This is a genomic window from Ralstonia sp. Ralssp135 (assembly GCF_047304345.1).
Taxonomy (GTDB): domain Bacteria; phylum Pseudomonadota; class Gammaproteobacteria; order Burkholderiales; family Burkholderiaceae; genus Ralstonia; species Ralstonia chuxiongensis.
The window spans coordinates 89,498-112,549 of the sequence record NZ_JBGLYZ010000008.1 but is presented as its reverse complement, the minus strand read 5'-3'; the positions used below and the strand labels follow the sequence as shown (position 1 = coordinate 112,549).

The window sequence follows — 23,052 nt, the reverse complement described above, 5'->3', positions numbered from 1 at the left end:
GGTCAGGTCAGTCCCACCAGATGGAGAGGAATTTGAGGCTGGCATTCGGGTCGGTATTGCGGATGGCGTGTTTCTGGTGCGGCGGCATGTAGAACAACGTTGATTCGCCCACCAGGCGGATCTGGCCGTCGGCCTCGAACTCGCCGCGCCCCGAGATGAGCACCCACAGCTCGTGCTCGTGGTGCGCGTGCAGATCGACCGCCCCGCCCGGCACCACTTCCACCACCGACGTGCCGAACTGCGTCTGCAGGCCCTGCGGCAGGTGCTCCAGCAGGCGGCAGACCAGCACGCCGTACTCGTGCCGCATCATCGTGCGGTCGATCTGCTTCGTGTACACGTGTGCATTCCCCCAGGGTTGTCCGCTCAGTCGCGGTAGAAGATGCCGTTGGACACCTTCAGGTTATCCATGTCTGCCACCTTGCCCTCGGGCGGGTTGTAGGCGCGCTTCATGCGGTTGTATTCGGCACGTGTCGGCCCGCCGGTGGAGGCGCGCTGAAACACCAGATACAGCGTGCGGCGCGAGCGGTCGCTCTTGTTGGGCTCCGAATAATGCGGCGCGTAGTCGTCGAAGATGAAGATGTCGCCGGCCTTCCAGGGCGTTGGTTCCCACGTGAAGGTGTTCGCCACCTCGGTGTCGATCACGCCGCCCTTGTTCATCGGAAACACGCCTTCCTTGTGGCGGCCGGGCGTGAAGAACAGGCCGCCGTTGTTGGGGTCGGAATCGTCGATTCCGATGGCGACGACTGCGTGCACCATGCGCTCCGGAATCTTGTGCGGGATGTGATAGATGTCCTGGTGCGGACGGTAGCCACCGCTGTCGGGGTACTTGAAGATCAGCAGCTCCTTGAGCATGCGCGTGTCTTCGTCAAGCAGCGTCTCGACGGCGCTGCGGATGCGGCCATCGGCCAGCAGGGCTTCGCGCAGGGCATCGTTATAGTCGAGAAAGTTCTCCACCTTGGAGATGATCTTGCGGTCTTCTTTGGTCCTCTCGAACCACATCATCCACTTGTCGTCGCTCACGTTCCAGCGGCCGATCTCGTCGACCAGGTTGGAGATGCGCTCGCGCGCGGTCGCGTCGAAGAAGCCTTCCAGCCTGAGATACCCGTCCTGGTGCCACTTTTCCTGTTGCGCTTCGGTCAGCATACGAAATAACCTCCTTGAGAAGAAAGACGAAGGCCGTGCTTCAGCGCACGGCCGGTGCGGCCGCCCGCACGCGCAGCGTGGCCAGCAGCACGACATTGATGGCCACCGCCCCCAGTAGCGCGAGCAGCATGGCGTTGGGGCCCGAGCGGCGGATCAGATGCCCTCCGATGAACGGAAACCCGAACAGCCCGATGAAGTACGCCAGCGTGAAGATCTGCGAGGTGACCGGCACCGACACGCCCTGTTCGCCAGCTAGGTTGACCGCCATGCCGTTGAGCGTGGAATAGCTCAGCCCGTAGCCCGTGGCGAAGACCACCGTGGCCGCCACGTACAGCAGCGTGCTGCCTGTGTTGGCGATGAACAGCGCCAGCGATGCGGCCGTCGCCACGAACAGCACCAGGGCCAACCGCTGCACCGGCATGCGCCCCATCACGCGTGCCAGCGAGAAACGCAGCGCCACGCTGGTTGCCGTGAAGGCCAGGAAGAACAGATCGGGCCGCAGGTGGCGTGATTCGGCATACACGCTCTGGTAGGTCGACAGCCCCGCAAACACGCACGCGGCAAACACGATCATGGCGATGGGCGCGGCGGTGCGCTCGCTCAGTAGCGCCAGCGTTTCACGCGCGGTGATGGCCACACGCGTCATCGGCAGGCCGGGCGCATGGACCATGGCACGCCGCGAGGCCTCCACGCACATCGCTGCCGCAACGCAGGCCGCCGCAAACATCACATACACGACCGCCACCGAGCCGGTGTACTGCGCCAACAGGCGGCTGAGCGGCGTGGCCAGCCCTAGCCCCGCCATCTGCGCGCCCGACACGATGGTCAGATACTGGATGCGCGCGGCTGGCCGCAAGTGGTGGATGATCTGCAGTGGCGCCAGGATGAAGAACACCGACCAGCCCACGCCCAACAGCATGCCGCCCACGTATGCCGCACGCGCATCGACTGCCACACCGGCAAAGCCCAGCATGGCGAGCGCCATGGCCAGCGATGCAACAGCGATGGTCGGCATCACGCCGATGCGCTGGGCCACCCATCCCGCCAGGCAGCAGCACACGATGGTGGCAACCATGCCGCTGGAGATGATGGCTCCCGCTGCGGCGCTGTTCATGCCGTGCGCCTTTAGGTAGTCCGGTAACAGGAAGCTGGTGCCATAGGCGGCCGCAATCACGATCGATGCGATCAGGAACGGCACGAAGGCGCGCAGCTCCAGCGTGTCGGGCAGCAGGTCAGCATGTGGAGGCACTGTGAAGCCAGGCCGGTTGTGGACAGCAGAGAGCGAAGCAGCGGTCATGCGATGGCGGCGTGGCGGCGCGGGTGGGGGATGGTGTCAAAGCTGAGGCTAAGGTCAACCTCAGCGGCGTCCTCGGCGTGGTCAAGGACGCCGAGCATTTGCTGGTCCGGTACGTCTGGATAGAACGCACGCCCGAGCAGGCTGTTGATGATGCGACTGTTGCGATACGCAACCAGTGATAGGTTCACGCTTTGCAGCCCGTGCTGGACGCGGCCCTGGTTTTGCAGATAGACCGGGCCCGGCATGCCCTTCTCGAAGCGCACGGCGTAGTCGTCGCCGAGGTCGGGCAGGCCGTCCTCCAAGCAGGCACCGGCCAGCAGCGTTTGCAGGAAGGGCGGAGTGCGCGGCTGGAAGCCGGTTGCCAGCACGATGCGGTCGGCCTGGATGCGGCAGCGGTGTGGCGTGGTGAGCGCGGTCAGCCCCACCTGCCAGCGTTCGTCGCGGCGGGTGATGTCTTCCATCACCACGCCTGGCAGCAGGCGGAAGCTGCCGGCTAGCGTGCCGGCCACGCTGCGTTCGTACAGTACGTCGTACAGACGGTTGCACAGCTCGGCCGAGATGCCGTCGCTGGTGAGTTTCTCCGCCTCGACAATGGCGCGGCGCTGGCGGATCGGCAGGGCGTGGAAGCGCCGGTTGTAGCCCGGCATGTAGGCTTCGTTGACGAAGGCGTTGTCGTCCATGGCAAACAGGTTGGCCCGCGAGGTGACCCACGTGATGCGCGCCGTCGGCGCCTGCTCGAGCATATGTTCGACCACCTCGGCGCCGCTTTGGCCGCCGCCTACCACCAGCACCTCCTCGCCCGCGCGTAGCGGTGGGCAATCGAGGTAGTTGGCCACGTGATAGACCGTGTCGCCCAGCCATGCGCGGGCGCTGGCCGGGATCTTCGGCTCCACGCCCACGCCCATCACTATGGCTCGCCCATGGAAGGTGCCGGCGTGCGTGCTGACGCGATAGCCGCCAGCCACGGGCGCTATGTCGATCACCTCCTCACCAAAGCGCAGCGTACCGAGCTGTTGCGCAACCCACTGGTAGTAGTCGGTGAACTCTCGCCGCGAGGTGGAGGCGCTGCGCTTGTTGACGAAGCTGTAGAGCCGCCGGTGCACCGCCAGGTAGTTGAGGAACGAGTAAGGGCTGGTCGGGTCGACCAGCGTGACGCAGTCCTTGAGCGGCGAGACCTGTAGCCGACCGTTAGGCAACATCAGCCCTGGGTGCCAGCAGAAAGCGTTGCGCTTTTCCAGGAACAGTGCCCGCAGCGGTGTGGGCGCAATCAGTGCTGCTAGGCTGAGGTTGAACGGGCCGATCCCGATACCAATTACGTCCAGCATGTCCATGTGGGGCTTCCTGCGGGTCTGGGGATGAGCGACGCCGACGGCTGCGCCACTGCGAGGCGCAGCGGCGCAACGACGGCGGGCGAAAGACGAGATGCGCGGTGCGGTGACGGCGTGTCGAGCGTTCAGGCCGGAGCACATCGGCCGCCGTGCGGCGGCAGGTTGGTCATGACGGCCGCTGAATCAAGCCGCGCTGGATGCGAGGCGCCGCCGGAGGGGTTTAAGGACTTCATGGGAATACTCGCCTGTCGGGTGCGCTGTTTGAGGGACAACCGCCTCTGTTCGTGCGCGCAGTTCTTGCGCATCGCTTTTTCTTTGAACTGCCGCAAAAGTAGAAAACGCGTAAGCCGTCCGCAAGGCGCCGGCACTATGAAGTTTTTTTTCGGCAGAAAAAAATGACGCGCAGCTCCATTGTTCGGTCTACACAGGACGGACAGGGTGTGCATGTGAGGTGACCCCGCACCAAGAGACAGTACCGCTGGGACGTGAAGAATTCGGCATGATTTTCACGATTTGAAGTGGAAGACATGCTGTGAAGACGAGTGAATTCAGCGGAAAAACCGTCATTTCCAAATGATTCGGATCGCCCGAGCGAATTGGCATCTGTCAGCACGAACGCCGCCGCTGACCAACAGACGACAGCGGCGCAGTCATCCCTCCAAGGGTCTTGAAGAAAAGTAGCCGAAAACTGCATACGTCCTTCTTCGAGGATATAGAGCTATTGCGATAACTATTCTTATCGCAATAGCAGCATGGAGGCACTAAACTGCCTTCCATGAAAACGCGTCTGCTTCCCGTCGATCCCTCCGTAGGCACACCATCTGATTTCCCCGATGCCGCCGAACTGGCGGCGTTGCGTGCCTGGCATGCCGGCTTGTCCACTCGCGAGGCCGTTGAGCACTACCTGGGCGAGCGCCTGACTCCAAGGCAGTCCTCGCGTGGCGTACTGGGTCGTGTCCGGCGTCAGCTCGCCACGTTTGCCCGCCGACGTCAGCGCGAAGACCTGGCGATACTGTTCGAGATGTCAGCAGCCGACCGTGCAAAACGGGGCAGGGCAGCCGACCAGGCGATCGAACTGCTCCGCACGCTGCCGCTATCAGCCCCGCTTATCAGCGATGATGTGGAACTGTGGTTGGATGCTCGTGCTGTCGTCGCACTGCGTGCCGCCGGTATTGACACCCTGGCCGACCTGACTGTGCGCGTGCCGCGCCGACGCCGCTGGTGGGCGGTCATTCCTGGATTGGGGCAGGCCAGTGCGCGGCGCATCGAGGCATTCTTTGCAGAGCACCCTCGATTGACCGAGCGCGCCCGGGCGCTGATTGCTGAACAGGTCCGCGGCGTGGTGGTGCCGTGGGAGCAATTGCGCCTGCCGCACGAAGTCGATGGCTCGCAAGGGCAATTCCGTGCGCCGCGCGAGACCTGCGTCCTCACCGCCGACAATGACTACGAAGCGGTGCAAGCTTGGCTTTCCTTGCATGAATCGCCCGCGACCCAACGGTCATACCGCAAAGAGGCAGAGCGCCTGATCTTGTGGGCGATCGTCGAACGCGGTCGGCCGCTGTCGTCGCTCACCACCGAGGACGCCATTGCTTACCGGAGCTTCCTACGCCGGCCGACGCCACGGGAGCGCTGGGTCGGCCCGGCGCTCCCGCGCACGTCCGTTGAATGGCGGCCGTTCACGGATGGGTTGTCTGCGCGCTCGGTCGCCTACGCGTTGTCCGTGTTGGGGGCCATGTACCGTTGGCTGATTCAGCAGCGGTACGTGCTGGCCAACCCGTTTGCCGGCGTCAAGGTACGCGGCGGCGGGAGGACTGCCGCGCTGGATGCCTCGCATGCTTTTACCGAGGGCGAATGGGCGCTGGCCCGCACCATCGCTGATGGACTGGAGTGGTCGTATGGGTGGGACGCGCCTGCCGCGCAGCGGCTGCGCTTCGTGCTGGACTTCGGCTATGCGACCGGCCTACGGGCGAGCGAACTCGTTTCTGCGAAGCTAGGTGATCTCGAAACGGATCGGCAGACTGACCATTGGATCCATCTGGTCGGGAAGGGCAGTCGCGCTGGCAAGGTTGCGCTGCCACCATTGGCGCGCGGGGCGCTCGATCGCTACCTAGTGGAACGCGGGTTGCCGGTGACGCAGGCGCGTTGGGATCCTCGAACCTCGCTGATCGGAACACTGGGGCTGGATCCCAATGGCGGGATCACAGGGGCGCGACTATGGAATGTGGTCAAACGGTTCTTCCTGACGGCGGCCGACGTGATTGAAGGCGATCATCCTGTGCTAGCAGAGAAGCTACGAAGGGCCAGTCCACATTGGATGCGGCATACGCACGCCACCCATGCCCTGGAGCGCGGCGCAGAGCTGACGACCGTGCGGGACAACCTCCGGCATGCATCGGTTTCGACCACTTCGATCTACCTGCACGGCGACGAGGTAAAACGTGCACGTCAGATCAGTGCGGCGTTCCGCGCCCGCTGACCCCGAGGCCGAGCCGCTTGCTTGACATGGCATCGCAGGGTTGCGTGCGCCATCTAGCATATTTGCTGAAACGCCAATAAAGATCGGGAAGCAGGAGTGATACCTCGGTGGTTGTGCACAGGCAGAAAGCGCGTGGTATTCGCTATCGTCCCCATGCAGCGTCGACCCAAGCTCGCGCCTTAATCACGCATAATTTGTGTTATGTAAAATAAAAAAGCCTCGCAGATAACGCAACGTCCACATGCAGGCGCTGCAGTACCTCAACGCAATACCGTGCACCGATACGCTCCAGTACGGTTCGATGCAGTCGTGCGTGGGCGTGGACCATGCCGCCCATCAAAATTCTGCAGTGAATCGATCCATCCTGCATCCGATCTCGCATGGCAGACGTATATGACGTCAACGCTGCGCCGGGCTTGAGACAAGTCGCGCAGCGCCCGATCCATACCCTGCCCAAGGAGATTGACCCATGAAGCGAGCACTGCTACTGGTTTTGACGTTGACCACCGCGACGCTGAGCGCATGCGGCGGCGGCGACGATGCGCCCATGTCGATGGCATCAACGGCGTCGACAGCACAATTTCCACAAAACGCCGACATGTGGGCCGGACTTGGCGGAGATGCAAGTGCACCGGCCGCCATTTCGAAGGTGGTCGACGACGCAGTGTCCGGTCTGCTGGCAGACCCCAAAGAAGCACCTTACTTTGCCAACATCGGTCAACCTGGCCACGACACGGTGGGTCGTCTCAAGGCTTGCCTGAACCTCCAGTTCAAAGCGTTGTTTGGTGGCCCCTTCAGCTATCCAGGGCAAGTCGCGGCGGACGGCACCACCGTCATGTGTGACGACATGGCCGCAGCACATTCCGACGTCGGTATCCCTGGCTGTGTGTTCGATCAGTTCATTACCGATGCCGCTGCTGTCATGAAGACCGATGGCGTTCCGGATGCCTACATCTCCCGTGTAGCACCCGTGCTCACTGGTCTCAAGTCGACCATCGTGTCGTCGATGCCTCAGTATCTGGGCCCCAACACCGCCCAGAACTGCCAATGAGCCCGCGCCGCTGGCTGCAACGCTACACAATGCCCAGTGTTGCAGCGCTGACGGTTGCGATTGGTCTGGTCGGGGCAATGCACTCGAAGGCGGCTCGTCCTCTGCTCGCGATGCTTGGCGTCCCCTGCCCCGTCGACAACACCACGGCGGAGCAAGTCAGCGCACTGCGTGCCAGCGGCCTGGCGCACCTTCGAACAGACCAACTCGCACCGGCTCGCCCCGTCCCCGGCGGATTCGTACTGGACCGCACGACCGCCGAGGAGGCCGCTCGCTGGGCATACGAAAATGACATAGCCTGTGATGATGTCAAGCACGGCTACCGCTATCTTCGCTGCCGAGGTGTGGACGCAAATAAGCTCGGTCTTGCGGGCCCGCCTGTCAGCGAGTTGTGGCTCAGCTTCGGGCCCAGTGGCCATCTCGTCGGCATAGACGTCTACCGACGCGGTATGAACGCTGGCGACACAACGGCCGCCTGGGATGGCGCGAGATATGCGCTGCGCAATGCGCTCGGTATGCCGACGTCGACAATGGGTGATCCATCACCCGAGGTATTAAGCGGATCGCCACTGCAGACGGCACGGTTGCAGTACCGATTCTCCGACTACGTGGCGATCGTCACCGCGAGCAATTTGCCTTACGCCGGGCTGGCGGTGCGAGAACAGTACCTGTCGTCCGGTTCTTGATTTCACGTGCTAAACCTTCGGCCTGATGGTCGAAGGTTTTCTTGACCGCGACGGATAACGTGTGGGCCAGTAGATTCGCCGGCCTCCATTAAAGTTACTGCTTCAACACGAACGGCTGAACAGCATCAGCCTGTCACCTGCAATCTCTGCATCGCCCCCGGGCGAATCCACAGCGCCTCACCGGCCTCCCGCAGTCGTGGTTTCCCCGCGCTTGGATGAAAGTTCTTGCTTTCGCTAATCGGGAGAACAGCCACTGTCGCTCGGGTTAACCTGCATCGCGCGCCCCTTTCGATGACAGGCTCTAAAAAACAGCGTGTCTCAAACAGAACGGCGTCAATAGAATCCTTGCAGCCTCGGCATACGTACATAGAAAACGCCGATCGAGGCAGGAGGAGACCCCATGCTGCACATCCGCACCTGCTGCCTTGCAGCCAGTCTTAGTTTGCTCGTTGCCGCCTGCGGTGGCAGCGCATCTGATTCATCAACGGCGGGCACCTCAGGATCAGCGACCTCCTCGGTCGTGGCAACGCCCCCTGTCGCGCAGTCGGCTGCCTGCGATACACCACTGGCACCGAGTGTGGTCAACAACTCGATCGTCGTGCCGGTGCCGTCGGACTTCGACCCGAGCGCGAATCCAACGCCAACCACCCGTGTTTACTTTTCGGTCATGCTGCCCTCGCGCTGTCCTGGCGATCGCTTTCCGGTGGTCCTGCACAGCCATGGCTACGGCGGCAATCGACTGAAAACCCTGGCAGCCAATGGCGATCTGCATCCAGGCGATCCGCATTTCACGTCGGTCGACGAACTGGTGCAGGCGCTGCCGTATCACGGCTACGTTGTCATCAGCTACGACGAACGCGGACACGGCGACAGCGTGCCCGCCAATGGCGGCGGCAATGCCCGCATCATCGATCCGCGCGCCGAAGTTCAGGACGCTCGCGCGATCCTGGATTGGGCCTACGACAACGCCGACAGTCTGTACGTGCAGACCGAGCCGCAGACCGGGATACCCAAAGACATCAAAGTCGGCACGATCGGTTACAGCTACGGGGGCGGTTTTCAGATGCCGCTGGCCGCGCTCGACCCACGCATCGACACCATCGTGCCCAACGGCACCTGGTATGACCTGCTGTACAGCCTGCTGCCGGGCCAAGGCATGAAGCTCTCCTATGGTGGGCTGCTTTGCCTGCTGGCCAGCACCGCCACGACTGCAAGCCCGGGCGGGCACGGCGTATCGAATACGCCGCTGGTAGCGACGCTGTGCAACACCATCGGCGTGCAGGGGCCGCTAGCCAGTACCGTCCGCACGGAGACAGACCTGTTCAATCTGGCGAGTCTGCCGACGGCGTACCCGCGTCCCGTCTCCGGCACGGAGCTGACCCAGTTCTTCTTCGATCATGGCATGGGCTATTTCGAGGCGCAGCAGCGTGCGGGCCTTCCCTGGAACTTTGGCGAAACCCAGGCAGTACTGCGCAAGGTGCCAGCGCTGTTCCTGCAGGGCAACCGCGATGTTCTGTTCAACGTGACAGAGGCCTACATGAACGCGCGGTATTTCGCGTCGACCGGCGCAGATGTGCGCGTGCTGACGACCGAAGGCGGCCATATGAATCCGCTGGCGGGCCAGTCGCAGGGCACCGCCAATTGCGGCGGCGTCGTGGGTGTCGCGTCGATCCTCAGCTGGTTCGACAGGCAGTTGAAGGGTATCGACTCCGACACGTTCAACGCGATCCCCAAGGTTTGCCTCTCTGTGGCGGATACGGTTGGCGCCCCCAATACGCAGCCGGTCGGATTGGAGATGGACCGCATCCCCGTGGGCTCGCTGTCCGGGCCGGGGGCGATTCCCACGAGTGCCTCCACGCTGACCGCGTCGGTGCCGCTGGGTGCGGCCGGGCCGGTCTTCGTGCCGATCACGACCATCAGCGGTACCGGGCAGGTGCTGGCCGGCGTGCCCCGTATCACCAACCTGGCGGTGACGCGCGGAACGGGTGCGGTCCAGGCGGCGGTGGCTTACGTCGGTGTCGGCATTCAGCGTTCCGGCAAGCTGATCCTGGTGGACGACCAGGTGACGGCGTTTGCAGAAGGCGACCATCAGGATGATCCGGGGCTGAACGCAGGCGCAGTCCTGCTGCCCGCCATTGGAGAGCAGCTTCAGGACGGCGACCAGGTCGGGCTGCTGTTCTATCCGCAGCACGTTCAGTACGCGGCAATCGTCAGCGCGAGCTCGCTGCCCAATGCGACCAACGTCGCCAACTTTGCGCTCGGCACGCAGATCCCTCCGGTGACATCGGCTCTCGACCTGTCAGCGGCGGCAGCGCCAAACGTCTATAACGTGTCTGCGACCGACGTGGAGCTGCCGATCCTGGTGCCGGGTGCGTACCCCGGAAGCCGGCTCAGCCAGTGACGGAGCGACCGGTGATCGCCTGGGTGCCCCTGAGCGAGCGCCGCGGGTGGGGCAGCTGGCCCAGCCCTGCCCTCACCGCGTTGACCTGATGCGGGGTGAGACAGCCGGCCGCCCACCCGAGGGACAGGCAAGGCGGTGAGGTGGCGTCCACCGCCTTGCCTTGCGCGTCGGCTGCTATTTCACTGTGCTTGCATCCACCCACTGGTATCCGAGGCCGGAAATGCCTTTCACCAGGCTCTGGAAATCCTGGAATGCGTTGGACGCAGCCGTACCCGACATGTCGGAGTCCAACCAGAACGGATGGAAGAAGAACGACGCGAAACCATCGCGCACGACCCGCGCATATTGGGCATTCAGGTAGATATCCTGCCAGGTGTATGTCAGGCACGAGAACGGATCGATATTGCAGATGTTGTATTCGATGTTGCCGAGGTTCTCCGGAATGATGCGCTGGCCGTAGTAGTCGGAATAGATCACGTACGGGAAGAACTGCCCGACCGCGAACGCGTGACTGTTGGCGGTTGAGTTGAGCGTGTACAGATCGCTATTGCTGCAGATGGTATTGGTGTTGGTGACGCTGCTCGTGGTGTTGTTGGTGCACGCGAAGTACACCACGCGCTGGTAGGTCGAGTTGAAGCGCGGCGGTACGGAGGCAATCGACAGCGGCGACGATTCGTAATGCGGGGCCTCCCAGGCGAACGGTGTGTAACCGTTGCTGGTGAACTGCTGGAGGCCCGCGTCCAGTCGCCCGCCTGCCCACTGGAGCGAGTCGTCGTCGGTCGGGGTATTGGCCGTCGCATACCAGAACTCGAAATCATTGCCGCTCACTGCGTTGTCGATATTGGGCACGTTCTCGTATTGATGCGTGTAGCCATGCATCATCACCCTGCCCCCGCGCTTGAGCGCATAGTTGATCGCCGATTTCAACCCAGTCGCGTTGGCCAGCGTGATCGTCTCCGGCACGCCGTTGTTGTAATACCCGTTCGGATCGGTGTAGACCGGAATCGTCGCCATCGAGAACGGAATGTGCTTTTTGTACAGATAATCCGTCAGCTTCTTCATCGAGCTTGTACTGGTGTACGCATTCATGTCTTCGAAGCGCACCATGGCCCGGTGGGTGTAGACCGTTGACGGGCTGTCGCCAAGGATGTCGTGCAGCAGATCGCAGAACGCCAGGTAGCGGTCGCGCGGGCCGATGTACGAAAACGGCTGATCAGCGAAGTACCAGAAGTTGCCCGAGCGGACCACGTAGGGCGCCACGGCTCCGGTCTGGCTGTCCGTGATGTTGACCAGCACCTTCGCCTTCGTTGCGTCAGCGACCTGCGTGACGCCGATGTCCGGATCGGCGCTGACCACGCCCGTCGTCGCGTTGAAGTTGTAGTACTTCACCATCGACATGCCCTTGTAAGCCACGGTATCGAAGAACCCCGGGTTCGGATTGCTCGACGACGGATAGACGTTGCCGTTGAAGCCATAGACCTCGTTGAAGGCGATGCCGAATTTCTGGGTGAAGGTTGGATTGGCGTAATCGACCGTGTCCCAGGCCAGCTCCCACAGGTTGTACTTGAACCAGACCACGGTGGAGGTGGTTGACATCACGTCACTCAGGAACGCAGGGGGAATGGTGTTGTTGTAGTAGTCGCCCAGATAGAAGGTGGCCTGGCTGGCCTGCACGGAGCCCGCCGTGTAATTCTGGATCGGGACCAGACTGACTGAGGTATTCCAATGCCCCAGCAGGTTGCGCAGCATGATTGCGTAGGCAAGACCCAGGTTGGTGTAAGGGTCGTTAGGCGGCGCGTCGTACAGTACAAGCACCTTCATCGGCGTCGCAGCCTGGGCAGATGGTATGGATATGGGCCGGAATGCCAGCAGGAGACTGACTGCGAGCATGCATGCCAGGATGAGTTTTTTCATGATCGCCTCCGTCAGTCGACCCAGACAGTGCCGTTCTGGCGATGCACCGACGCCGGAGAGACGATCGTGCCGCCAGTGCTATGGCCGTGCTCTGCTTCGCGCATGAGCGAACGCGGCATGCCCGGCACGATCACTGTTGGCACGGTGGGACGAGGCGGCGGGAGCACCTTGCCGTTCAGCATATGCGGCGACGCGCTGACGCCGGCATTCTTGGTTGGGCCGGTCGATCCGGTTGTACCGGTCGGCGCTGCAAGGCCTGTAGCCCCCAGCAATCCGATCGTGGCGGTCAGCAGGCCCTTGCATGCCCATGTCCACGATGGTGTGCAATGTTTGGATGTCATGATTCGTCCCCTTGACGCAACGCGCCGCCCTCACCTTGAAGAAGCGCTCGTCCCGGTTTGCCAAACACTGCTCTGACAACGAGATTCGATGGCCCCCGTGCCATTCCCTCCCGACGCCAGTTGTAGAACAGGTCTCTACCGTCACGTAAATGGCGAACGGCGTCGCGGCCGTACGCAGGCAGCACCACCGCTGGCGCCACCACATCCGTTGAAGGCACAGGATCGTTTCAGGATTGCAGCGGCGTATCGGCCATGATCGCGTGCGGCGGAACGCTGCACCACGACGCTGCGTCGATGGCACCGCCTACCTTGTCGGCCGTCGCTCGCGCGCGCGTCGAAGGCGCCACCGTAATGGCGGTCGTGACGGACTGGCGGGCATTCTGGATGGTTCCGCGGCATGGCGGACGTCTCCGCAGCAATGTACTTTGCACAGATGGTGAATCCGCGCAAGAACCACGCCAACGCGGCTAAAGGCGCGAACCACGGCACATCAGCGCGTCGGGCATGACGCGTCGTCGCGAAACACGCCAGAACTGATTCACGCGTGAAACAGGTGGACGTCGTGTTCGTGTCCGGCACTACTGTATCAACGCAAAGCAGACTGCCGGAGGCCACCCGCCCGAAGCGCGCCAATGCCCCCTGTTTCTGATGGCTTTGTCCTTGGCATTGCCCTGCTCCAAGACGGACTGCATCGACGCCACATGCTCCATCGGTACAACGGAATCGTGCCCTGCGTACAGACTCAGTTCTGCAGCACGTCTTCTGCTTCGCCTGAACTGCGGAGGATTGTGTAAGCCGACGAATAGAGTTTGGGAGAAGTCAGCGTACAGAGTTCTGCGAACGCCGATTTGCTTCCTTCGCCAGTCTGCTTGAGCAGCTCAATAAGCCGTTCCCGGGCGGCTTCCTGCGGCGCTGATATCGTGCCCGCGGGCCCGGGCGAAGATGCTCCGACAACGTGCATTTGATTTCGCGTGCCCGGGTTACCCATGACGGGATGCGGCAAAAGCATATCTCCCGCGTCCTTCCGGCAATGAACATCTTGCGCGTAGCGAAATTGAGATGACATTGCCCTCCTCCCGTCATAGCTCGAGCGCGCAAGGGCACGCGCCCTTGCGCTGCACGGGAAGGATTACGGCATCAATACCTTGTCCACGACGTGAATCACGCCGTTCGACTGGTACACGTTGCCGATCGTTACAACGGCGACGCCACCCTTGTCGTCGGTGACGGTCAAACGATCGCCCTTCTGCATGACGGTGAGCGGATCACCCTCGACGGTTTTGAGCATCGCCTTGCCGCCGCCATCGGCGACAGCCTTCATAAGGTCTTGTGCCGTGAGCCGGCCGGGCACCACGTGATAGGTCAACACCTTGACCAAGGTCGGCTTGCTTTCAGGCTTGAGCAACTGATCGACGGTGCCGGAAGGCAGTGCAGCAAAGGCTTCGTTGGTTGGTGCGAACACGGTGAATGGCCCCTTCCCAGACAGTGTTTCGACCAAGCCACCTGCCTTCACGGCAGCAACAAGAGTGGTGTGATCCTTCGAATTGACCGCATTTTGAATAATGTTCTTGGACGGATACATCGGAGCGCCGCCCACCATGGTGGTGGCTTCGCCATCGCCCATTGCGGCCGTCGCTACGGACGCATAGCCGCCAGAAATGATTGCGAAAGAAAGCAGAACACCAGACAACTTTGCCAGTTGATACCGTTTCATCGTTGACCTCTATCGTGGCGCTTCGCAACGTGGAAGCAATCAATATACGAAGACAAGTGGCTGTCGGATGCACGGTCGGATCGCGCAACAACGCAGTAGCAACCCACAAGATTGAGTTGGCTTTGCATCAGAAAATGTCTGTACCTACAGACCCAAGAGTTGCGATCGCTAATCCAACCGAGCCTCGCTGGTGAGATGGGAAGGTAGCTACTGTTCGCCCTTTCGTTTTGTACTGATTTTTCCTTGCGACCCGGGTGCGCGTTGATTTTGCGCACGGATTTACTTCCATGCAGCCATGACGGCATAGCGGAGACAGAAGTTGCTCCACAAAGAGAGTCAGCGCATTTCTTACTGAATGGCTTGCACTCGCCGTCTGTGGTGGAACGCGATCGCTTTGAAACCCCAGCAAGCACTCGCAACCAACGGTAGAGGGCCTGGTTCAGCGAGGCGCGCAACGTTCCGCGCAGGCGCGACGCTCGAAATTGTTGCGGCAGTGATGCCCCCACTTGTCACTTGTGGTTAATGGCGAACGTCACTGAATGGCGAGCGTCACAAATCCCGGCCTTACAAGCCTCCAGTCTTCTTGATGCACAGCACGTGATCGACGTTTGATACGGCGCAAAACCGACGCTATTGGGCATGCCAGTATTGACTTGATCCGCCGAGAAACCTTGTTTGTATGTCATGCCAAGTCGGTGCGTGCACAGCCATGTTCGATGCGATGCAAATGCACCGGCTGACACCCTTGGAGACACAACCGCCATGAACGCCACAGCCCAACGCCACAGCATTGAGGGTCGCCCGACTGCGCGTGAGATCCGCGAAGTCATCGGGCCATTTGAGACGGAAGTGCTAACCCGGATCCTCGACATCGAGCCCACTATCGAGGACGTGCAACTTGCCTATAAGTGGCTGCGCTCTGACGAGCATCTCGTCCGCGGGATGGACATCGAACTCTCCGGCAAGGCCAAGTTGATCTACGAGCTGCTTGACGCGGAGTTTCCGGACTTCGATGCATCCGGACACGGTTGCTAGGTTCGCATTTGCAATGCGGCTCGGCACCCCTGCCGACCTTGGGCACCCGCCGCGAAGGAGCAACGCATGGTCAACAACACTGCGCACGTTGTCTGGTTCGAGGCATTGCGACGGACCGACGTTCCACGAGTCGGCGGCAAGAATGCATCGCTCGGCGAGATGGTGGCCACGCTTGCCGGCCGGGGCGTCAATGTCCCACCGGGCTTTGCACTCACAGCCGAGGCCTTCTGGCGCTTCGTCGATGCAAATAGCTTGCAGCCGGTGATTGCCTCAGCGCTTGCTGAGCTTGATGGCGGCAAGCTTTCCCTGGCAGAGACCGGGCTCACCATCCGACGGGCCATGTTGCGCGGTGAATGGCCAGTGGAGACGGTTGAGGCGATCCGGCTTGCCTACGACGAACTGAACCGCCGATTGGGACAGGTCGACATAGACGTTGCAGTGCGATCGAGCGCGACGGCCGAGGATCTTCCGGAAGCGAGCTTTGCCGGGCAGCAGGAAACCTATCTCAACATCCGCGGCGAACGTGCCCTGCTGGACGCTTGCCGCCGCTGCTACGCATCGCTGTTTACAGACCGCGCAATCAGCTACCGCCAGGCGAAGGGAATCGACCATTCCAAGGTCGCATTGTCGGTGGGGGTACAGCGCATGGTCAGATCCGATCTGGGCGGCGCCGGTGTCATGTTCACCATCGATACCGAGACGGGTTTTGACAAGTCTGTCCTGATCAATGCGGCCTGGGGGCTTGGCGAAAACGTGGTCCAGGGCAACGTGGAGCCCGACGAATACGAGGTCTACAAGCCGCTGCTGTCTGAGCCGTCGTTGTCGCCGATCGTTGGGAAGAAGCTCGGCGGCAAAGGTCTCAAAATGATCTACACGAACGACGGCGACCACCCGACGAAGAACGTCCCGACATCAAAAGCCGAGCGCGCGAGTTTCGTCCTGAGCGACCAGGAGATCCTCACCTTGTCGCGATGGGCCTGTGTGATCGAGCAGCACTATGGCCAGCCGATGGATATTGAATGGGCAAAAGATGGTGTCACCAATGAGGTGTTCGTCGTGCAGGCCAGGCCAGAGACGGTCGAGTCGCGTCGCGAAGCCAGTGCGGTAAAAACTTGGCATATCAAGAAAACCGGTCGCAAGATCCTGTCCGGCGTCAGCATTGGCGAAGCCGTCGCGGCGGGCAAAGTCTGCATCATCGAAAGCCCGCGCGACATGGAGCGCTTTGTCGACGGCGCCATTCTCGTCACCCAGACGACAGACCCAGATTGGGTGCCCGTGATGAGGCGGGCCGCCGCCATCATCACCGACCAGGGCGGCCGCACATCACACGCGGCCATCGTCAGCCGCGAACTGGGGCTTCCGGCCATCGTCGGCGCTGGCAACGCGACGCATCTGCTGCATGACGAGCAGGAGGTCACGGTGTCCTGCGCGGAAGGTCGGGAAGGATTTGTCTACGAAGGCATTGCCGACTTTGAGGTCGAAGAGATCGATTTCGGCAGTATCCCTCCGACACACACCCAGGTCATGCTGAACCTCGCCAATCCGGCGGCAGCATTTCGGTGGTGGCGAATCCCGGCGGACGGCGTGGGGCTGGCACGCATGGAGTTCGTGGTAAGCAACCACATCAAGATCCACCCGATGGCCCTTGTCCGCTTCGACACGCTCAAAGACGAAGACGCCAAACAGACCATCGCAGCGATGACTGCCGGTTATGAAGACCGCACGGAATATTTCGTCGACCGCCTTGCGCGTGGATTGGGACGGATCGCCGCGGCCCAGTATCCGCAGCCCGTGGTCGTGCGCATGAGCGACTTCAAGACCAACGAATATGCGCATCTGATCGGAGGGGCGGAATTCGAGCCGAAGGAAGAAAATCCCATGCTCGGGTTCCGCGGAGCGTCACGGTACTACTCGCCCCGCTACCAGGAGGGCTTCGCGCTTGAATGCCGGGCCATTTTCCGCCTTCGCAATGAGATGGGCTTCAAGAATGTGGTCGTCATGATTCCGTTCTGCCGGTCGACAAAAGAGGCCGACCGCGTGCTGGAGGTGATGGCGCAAAACGGTATCCGGCGCGGCGAAGCCGGCCTCAAGATCTATGTGATGTGTGAGATTCCATCGAACGTGATTCTGGCCAAGGCCTTCGCGCAACGCTTCGACGGTTTCTCAATTGGCAGCAACGATCTGACGCAACTGACGCTCGGCGTTGACCGCGACTCGGCAGATCTCGCGGAGCTTTTCGATGAACAGGACGATGCGGTCAAGTGGATGATTCAAAGCGTCATCACCAAGGCCCACGAGGCTGGCGCCCACGTCGGCTTGTGCGGCCAGGCACCCAGTGACCACCCTGAGTTTGCCGCCTTCCTTGTCGAATGCGGCATTGATTCCATATCGGTGAGCCCGGATAGCTTCATTGCGGTCAAACGCACTGTGGCCGCGGCCGAGCGCGCTGCGCTGGAAACCCCGTGATAAGGCCGCCACTCGGGCGGCCTCCCCTCACAGACCACACCTGACATCCCCGATGTTCAGGCGTCGCGCTTTTTCACCCGTACAGCAGTCACCTTGTATTCCGGCGCATGCACCAGCCGGTCGCGCACCGCAGACGTCAATCGGTTGATCAATAGATCCGGGCGATGGAAGCTGCAGAACAACTGTCCCCTTTGCATTGCATCGCTGACATGCAGCGGCAGGATCGCGGCACCGTACCGGCTTGACACTTCGACCATGTCGCCTTCGACCAGGCCATGACATGCCGCATCTGCAGGTGCCATGTCCAGCGTGTCCGATGGCTTCAGCACTGCATTGGGGGTGCGGTAGCTCATGGTGCCGGCATTGAAATGGTGCAGCCCCCGACCGGTGGTCAGCAGGAAGGGATAAGCGTCGCTGGTCTGCTCAGATGTGGGCACGTATGCAACCGGAACCAAGGCGGCAGTCTTGCTGCCGAAGAAGCGATCCCGATGCAGCACGGCTGTGCCTGGATGAGTTTCGTCCGGACATGGCCAGTGAAGATCTTCGCGCTCCAGGCGCGCATACGCCAATCCAGCACCATCCGGCCAGAGCGAACGCACTTCATCCCAGATCTGCAGCGGAGTCTCGAACTCGAAACCCTTCGGCTTGCCCATGCGCGCAGCGAGCGCCTGGATGATCCACCAGTCCGGACGTGCCTGCCCGGGGGGCGTAACGACGGCGCGGACACGCTGCACCCGCCGATCCGAGTTCATGAAGGTGCCCTCCTTTTCAAAGGCCGATGCCGCCGGCAGGAAAACCGTACCGAACGCTTCAGCGGTTTGATTCACGAACAGATCCTGCACGATCACCAGGTCAAGCGCAGCCAGTGCAGCAGCGGTTGCCGTTGCGTTGGCCAATGAAAGATAGATGTCATAGCCCATCACCCACAGCGCCTTGAGGTGGCCCGCCCTAGCGGCATCCATCATTTCCAGGACGTCCAGGCCGCGGCCGGTTGGCAACTGATGCCCCCAGATTTGCTCAAAGCGGGGGCCGGCCCGGCTGATCGACTGCGAGCCGGTGAGTGTGGCCGGGTCACACCCCATCTGCGCCGCACCTTGCACGTTGTTTTGACCACGTAAGGGGTTGATGCCGCTGCCGGGCTTGCCAAGGTTGCCTGTGAGCAGGGCCAGGTTAATGAGTGCCATCACGCCTTCACTGCCTTGCAGGTGCTCGGTTACGCCAAGGCCATGGAAACACATGGCCGGCCGGCTGTCGGCATAGATTCTTGCTGCAGCGCGGATTGCATCCGCGGGCACGCCGCACACCTCGGCCATTCGCTCGGGTGCAAAGGCTGCAACATGCGCGGCGAAAGTATCGAAGCCGCTGACCCGCTCGGCCAGAAATGCCCGATCAATACGTCCCTCTTCGATCATAGCGGCGGCCAGCGCATTGAATAGCGGTACGTTGCAGCCCATGCGCACGGGCAGATGGACATCGGCCAACGCCGCCAGCTCTGTACGGCGTGGGTCGATGACAACAAGCCGCGCCCCTTTGAGCGCCGCCTGCTTGATGCGCGCCCCGACGACCGGATGGTTCTCGGTCGGATTGGCGCCGCAGATCAGGAAAGCACGCGCCTGCTCGATGTCGTCGAAGCTGTTGGTGGCTGCTCCAACGCCAAGCATTGTCTTGAGGGCCTTGGCACTGGGTGTGTGACAAACACGGGCGCAGCAGTCAACGTTGTGTGTACCCAGCACCACACGGGCAAACTTCTGCGCCAGATAGTTCTCCTCGTTGGTCGCGCGCGAAGACGCCAGCACGCCAACCGCATCGCTCCCGTACCGCGCAATGATGGCCTGCAGTTGTGCGGCGGTGAAATCGAGCGCCTCGCTCCAACCCACCGCCTGCCAACGTCCATCACGGCGAAGCATGGGCTGAGTGGCGCGGTCCGAGGCGTGGTTGTACTCAAACGCGTAGCGCCCCTTCACGCACAGGTGGCCACGATTGACTGGCCGATCCGCAGGGCGCACGGCGACCACGCGGCCGTTGGCGGTGCCCACATCCATTTGGCAGCCGACCCCGCAATACGCACACGTCGTTCGTGTCCAGGCTGTCGGTTTGGAGACGATTCGCTTATCAAACAGGGCACCGCTGGGGCAAGTGTCGACACATGCACCGCAACTCACACAGCCTGCGCTGAGCAGCGTTGGCCCCTTGCTGATCGCAACGCGTGTTGCATCGCCGCGCCCAGCCATCTCCCAGATGAACTGGCCTTGCACCTCTTCGCAAATGCGGACGCAGCGTTCGCAATAGACGCAACGATCCATGCCCACCCCGAGGTAAGGGTGGCTGTCGTCCCGGAACAGCCCGTCCTCAAACTTGCCGCCGGGCGGCACATCGTATTTGGCCAGCAAGCGGTGAAACGGGTGACGCGGGTCCGCCGCATAGGCGGTTCTCGGATAGCGCGCGGCGATCAGCTCCAGGTTTGTACGGCACAGAGCGTCGAGCGTATCGCTCCGCGTCTGTACGACCATGCCCTCGGCAACTTCGGTGGAGCAGCTTGCAACGGGGTGGGTCTGCCCCTTCACATGCACGATGCAGAGACGGCATGCGCCGGAAGGTATCAGCCGGTCGTCGTGGCACAGGTGTGGAACCATCTTGCCGGCCGCCAACAGGGCATCAATCAGTAATGCGCCCTCGGCCGCCTCACACGCCGTACCGTCGATGGTCAATCGAACCATGATTGGAACTCCGACGGATAGTGACGCCGCACGGACTGGACAAACTCAGCCAATCCCCGTCCGTGCCCGCAGAGGCTCGTTTCCGCCAAAGCCTCGATCAGGTGTCGGAAACGGTTGCCGTCGATCGGCATGCCGTTTGCGGCTGCCTGCGCCATGGTTGCCAGAATGGGCGTACCCAGATGACAGGGTGTGCATTTCCCGCATGACTCGCGACTACCAAAGCGCAAGACCTGCACAACGATGCTTGCAATGGAGGTGTCGTCCGAAAACGCAATCATGCCGCCATGCCCGACGGCGCAATCGATGGCCTGCATTTCTTCGTAGCCAAGCCGTGTGTCGAGCAGCGCTGGTGGCACGATGCCAGCCAGCGGCCCTCCAACCATCAACCCCCTCAGCCTGCCGCGGCGCAACCCTTGGCCGAGTTGATCGACGACATCCGCCAGACGGATGCCGAAATCCACTTCGTAAAGCCCGGGCCTGCGAAACAAGGAGTTCAGCGACAGCAGTTTGGTGCCCCGGCTCTGCGAGAAACCAAGTGCAGCATAAGCGGCGGCGCCGCGGGTCACGATCCATGGGATTGCGCACAGGGTCTCGACGTTATGCACGAGCGTGGGGGCACCGAATAGACCGCGTGCGCTGATCTGCGGCGGCCGCGGCCGGACTTCCGGGCGGCGCCCTTCCAGCGCATTCAATAGCGATGTCTCTTCTCCGCAGATGTAGGCGCCTTGCCCTACGACCAATTCAAGTTGGAATGTCGGAAGAAGCCAGCCAGCCGACCGAGCCTGTTCCAAAGCCTGCGAGACCACTTGCACCGCTGCCGGATACTCTTTCCGGATATAGAGGTAGCCGCGCTGTGCGCCAACAGCATGCGCGGCAATCGCAGCGCCTTCAATAAGCCGAAACGGATCGTCCTCCAGCAGGAAGCGATCCGAGAACGCTCCTGCATCCCCTTCGTCAGCATTGACCACAACATACTTGATCCGGGCTTCAGCATTGGCAACGGCTTGCCATTTGATGCCTGCGGGGAATGCGGCACCACCCCGCCCCCGCAATCTAGACGCCTGTACCAGGTTGACCAACGCTTGCGGCGCCATCTGCCGAGCCATGGCAAGCGCATCACCGCCGCCACCGCTGCGATACGCCATCAGATCGCGCACGCCGCCGCGCAGCACGTTGCCCAGCAGCACAGGACGGCTCGCATGCTGACCGACGTGTGGACGAACATCGTGTGCACCATCACTCGGTGCGTCATAGCATTTGCCGAGGCAGTAGAGGGCAGGCGTCTGGGTGGCCGCGATCTGCCAGCGGTCTGGCTGATCAGCGCGAGCAGCGAAACAAGCCAAGCCAGCACAAGCGCACTCGCTGATCCTGCTGTGCTCGAGGTGGTAGAAGCCCTGCGTGGCGGCATGCCGTTGCGCAGGCTCCCTCATGTGAAGTCCAGGAAGCACGCTGGACTCGCGCTCCGTGGCTGACGCCTGAGCATCCACGACAACAGACACAGAGCCGTCGCCGTTACCGGGTGTCGGGTCTGCTTGGCGCCGATGTTGCAACAACCGCCGGCGAAGCACGTCTCGCAACACTGGCTTCATGTTCGTGGCCGCAATGAAGGAACAGAATCATTGTTCGCCGGCGGTCAGCGTATGGCTTGATGCCGGTCAAGCCACCGCTTGATATCCACCCGTGATAGCGCTGCGGCTACGCTGGTTCAGTCTTCCGCGACCAAAAATGTCCAGGTAGCCGCCGAGGTCTGTGCGGAGCTTCGCAGCGCCTGAAGGGCCTGTCGCTCGGCACGCCGCACTTGTGCGGTGGTCATTCCCGTTTGCCGGGCGACTTCCTCGTGACTGTACTGCCCGCCACCCCCGATACCGAAACGCAGGCGTAGCACCATGGCGTCGATAGGCGTCATCGAGCCGAGCAAAGATTCAACGAACTCGCGCATGCGCGCATTTACCCGAACGCCAAACGGATCCGGCGAAGCGTGGTCTTCGATCAACTCCACGATTTGCGTGTCGCCCTCGGCCACAGGCGAGTCAAGTGAGAGTGGTTCACGCGGCACAGCCAGGAGCATAGGAAGCGTGTCGTCCTGCAAGCCTTCGATGGATAGCGTGTCAGCCGGTAGTGCATCGGCAATATCCGAATGGACCAGATAGCCTTGATCGGCAGCAAGTGCCATCAGACGGCTCATCGTTTCGGTATGGCTCTGCGCGTCGTGGGCGCGGTTTTGCGTGTTCATCTGGAGTGCGGGCGCTTCCCGCGATGCGGCGTGGAGGGCATCCGCCTCCGGGTTCAGGCCGCCCGATGATCTGCGGACACCTGTCCGAACTGGCTTGCCTCTTGGGAGCACATCTGGGAATGTGGGCCCCTGTTTCAATTGCAGCCACCCCGTTTTTCAAAGCCGGCTGACATCGCGCCTTACAGCCCCGTCCCATGCAAAGTCCATCGTGTTCTCAAAGTGCATTTCATCGCACTATTGCAGAAGCATGGGC

The 23,052-nt window shown here is 61.8% G+C and carries 17 protein-coding genes; 6 read left to right on the top strand and 11 right to left on the bottom strand.

Annotated features, from left to right (window positions below):
• Positions 1-7: 7 nt before the first annotated feature.
• From ACCD03_RS08730 to ACCD03_RS08715, 4 genes are read right to left on the bottom strand one after another with little or no spacing between them, the layout of a single operon-like run.
• Positions 8-337, bottom strand: coding sequence for a cupin domain-containing protein (locus ACCD03_RS08730; protein ID WP_045203890.1), 330 nt, complete (start codon positions 335-337; stop codon positions 8-10).
• A gap of 26 nt (positions 338-363) precedes the next feature.
• Positions 364-1,143 carry a phytanoyl-CoA dioxygenase family protein gene (locus ACCD03_RS08725; RefSeq protein ID WP_045203889.1) on the bottom strand — a complete coding sequence of 260 codons (780 nt, stop codon included), beginning with the start codon at positions 1,141-1,143 and terminating at the stop codon, positions 364-366.
• A gap of 40 nt (positions 1,144-1,183) precedes the next feature.
• Entirely contained in the window at positions 1,184-2,440 is a 1,257-nt protein-coding gene (locus ACCD03_RS08720; protein ID WP_413411323.1) for an MFS transporter, read from the bottom strand.
• Complete coding sequence (locus ACCD03_RS08715) at positions 2,437-3,771, bottom strand: lysine N(6)-hydroxylase/L-ornithine N(5)-oxygenase family protein (RefSeq protein ID WP_045203887.1); 1,335 nt, start codon at positions 3,769-3,771, stop codon at positions 2,437-2,439. The genes ACCD03_RS08720 and ACCD03_RS08715 overlap by 4 nt, the downstream gene beginning before the upstream one ends.
• Before the next feature lie 772 nt (positions 3,772-4,543).
• Between ACCD03_RS08715 and ACCD03_RS08710 the strand changes: the two genes are divergently transcribed.
• The 4 genes from ACCD03_RS08710 to ACCD03_RS08695 all read left to right on the top strand — a co-directional run bounded on the left by ACCD03_RS08710 (position 4,544) and on the right by ACCD03_RS08695 (position 10,379).
• Positions 4,544-6,244, top strand: coding sequence for a phage integrase family protein (locus ACCD03_RS08710; protein ID WP_045203886.1), 1,701 nt, complete (start codon positions 4,544-4,546; stop codon positions 6,242-6,244).
• Positions 6,245-6,713: 469 nt separating this feature from the next.
• Positions 6,714-7,295 (top strand): hypothetical protein, encoded by a 582-nt coding sequence (locus ACCD03_RS08705; protein ID WP_253534412.1) that lies wholly within the window; start codon positions 6,714-6,716, stop codon positions 7,293-7,295.
• A complete protein-coding gene (locus ACCD03_RS08700) occupies positions 7,292-7,978 on the top strand; it encodes a hypothetical protein (protein WP_413411322.1) in 687 nt (228 codons plus the stop codon). The genes ACCD03_RS08705 and ACCD03_RS08700 overlap by 4 nt, the downstream gene beginning before the upstream one ends.
• Before the next feature lie 520 nt (positions 7,979-8,498).
• Positions 8,499-10,379, top strand: coding sequence for a CocE/NonD family hydrolase (locus ACCD03_RS08695; RefSeq protein WP_413411321.1), 1,881 nt, complete (start codon positions 8,499-8,501; stop codon positions 10,377-10,379).
• A gap of 174 nt (positions 10,380-10,553) precedes the next feature.
• Here the strand turns inward: ACCD03_RS08695 and ACCD03_RS08690 are convergent, their stop codons facing one another.
• The 4 genes from ACCD03_RS08690 to ACCD03_RS08675 form a co-directional block, all read right to left on the bottom strand.
• Positions 10,554-12,293 (bottom strand): DUF2334 domain-containing protein, encoded by a 1,740-nt coding sequence (locus tag ACCD03_RS08690; protein WP_413411320.1) that lies wholly within the window; start codon positions 12,291-12,293, stop codon positions 10,554-10,556.
• Positions 12,294-12,304: 11 nt separating this feature from the next.
• A complete protein-coding gene (locus ACCD03_RS08685; RefSeq protein ID WP_413411319.1) occupies positions 12,305-12,634 on the bottom strand; it encodes a hypothetical protein in 330 nt (109 codons plus the stop codon).
• Between the two features lie 742 nt (positions 12,635-13,376).
• Complete coding sequence (locus ACCD03_RS08680) at positions 13,377-13,700, bottom strand: RNA polymerase sigma factor (protein WP_413411318.1); 324 nt, start codon at positions 13,698-13,700, stop codon at positions 13,377-13,379.
• A gap of 63 nt (positions 13,701-13,763) precedes the next feature.
• Positions 13,764-14,348, bottom strand: coding sequence for a fasciclin domain-containing protein (locus ACCD03_RS08675; protein ID WP_413411317.1), 585 nt, complete (start codon positions 14,346-14,348; stop codon positions 13,764-13,766).
• Between the two features lie 762 nt (positions 14,349-15,110).
• Here ACCD03_RS08675 and ACCD03_RS08670 point away from each other — a divergent pair.
• Positions 15,111-15,383, top strand: a complete 273-nt coding sequence (locus ACCD03_RS08670) for a hypothetical protein (protein WP_253534424.1) — start codon at positions 15,111-15,113, stop codon at positions 15,381-15,383.
• A gap of 66 nt (positions 15,384-15,449) precedes the next feature.
• On the top strand, positions 15,450-17,849 hold the full coding sequence (ppsA, locus tag ACCD03_RS08665; protein WP_413411316.1) for a phosphoenolpyruvate synthase: 2,400 nt from the start codon (positions 15,450-15,452) through the stop codon (positions 17,847-17,849).
• Between the two features lie 56 nt (positions 17,850-17,905).
• Here ppsA and fdhF read toward each other — a convergent pair whose 3' ends face one another.
• From fdhF to ACCD03_RS08650, 3 genes are all read right to left on the bottom strand, one after another.
• The gene (fdhF, locus tag ACCD03_RS08660) at positions 17,906-20,566 is read right to left on the bottom strand and encodes a formate dehydrogenase subunit alpha (protein WP_413411315.1); all 2,661 of its coding nucleotides are present in this window, start codon (positions 20,564-20,566) and stop codon (positions 17,906-17,908) included.
• Positions 20,554-21,996: an NADH-ubiquinone oxidoreductase-F iron-sulfur binding region domain-containing protein gene (locus tag ACCD03_RS08655; protein ID WP_413411314.1), complete on the bottom strand. Its 1,443-nt coding sequence runs from the start codon at positions 21,994-21,996 to the stop codon at positions 20,554-20,556. Before ACCD03_RS08655 ends, fdhF begins: the two co-directional genes overlap by 13 nt.
• Before the next feature lie 275 nt (positions 21,997-22,271).
• Positions 22,272-22,799, bottom strand: coding sequence for a sigma factor-like helix-turn-helix DNA-binding protein (locus ACCD03_RS08650; protein ID WP_413411313.1), 528 nt, complete (start codon positions 22,797-22,799; stop codon positions 22,272-22,274).
• Positions 22,800-23,052: the final 253 nt, after the last annotated feature.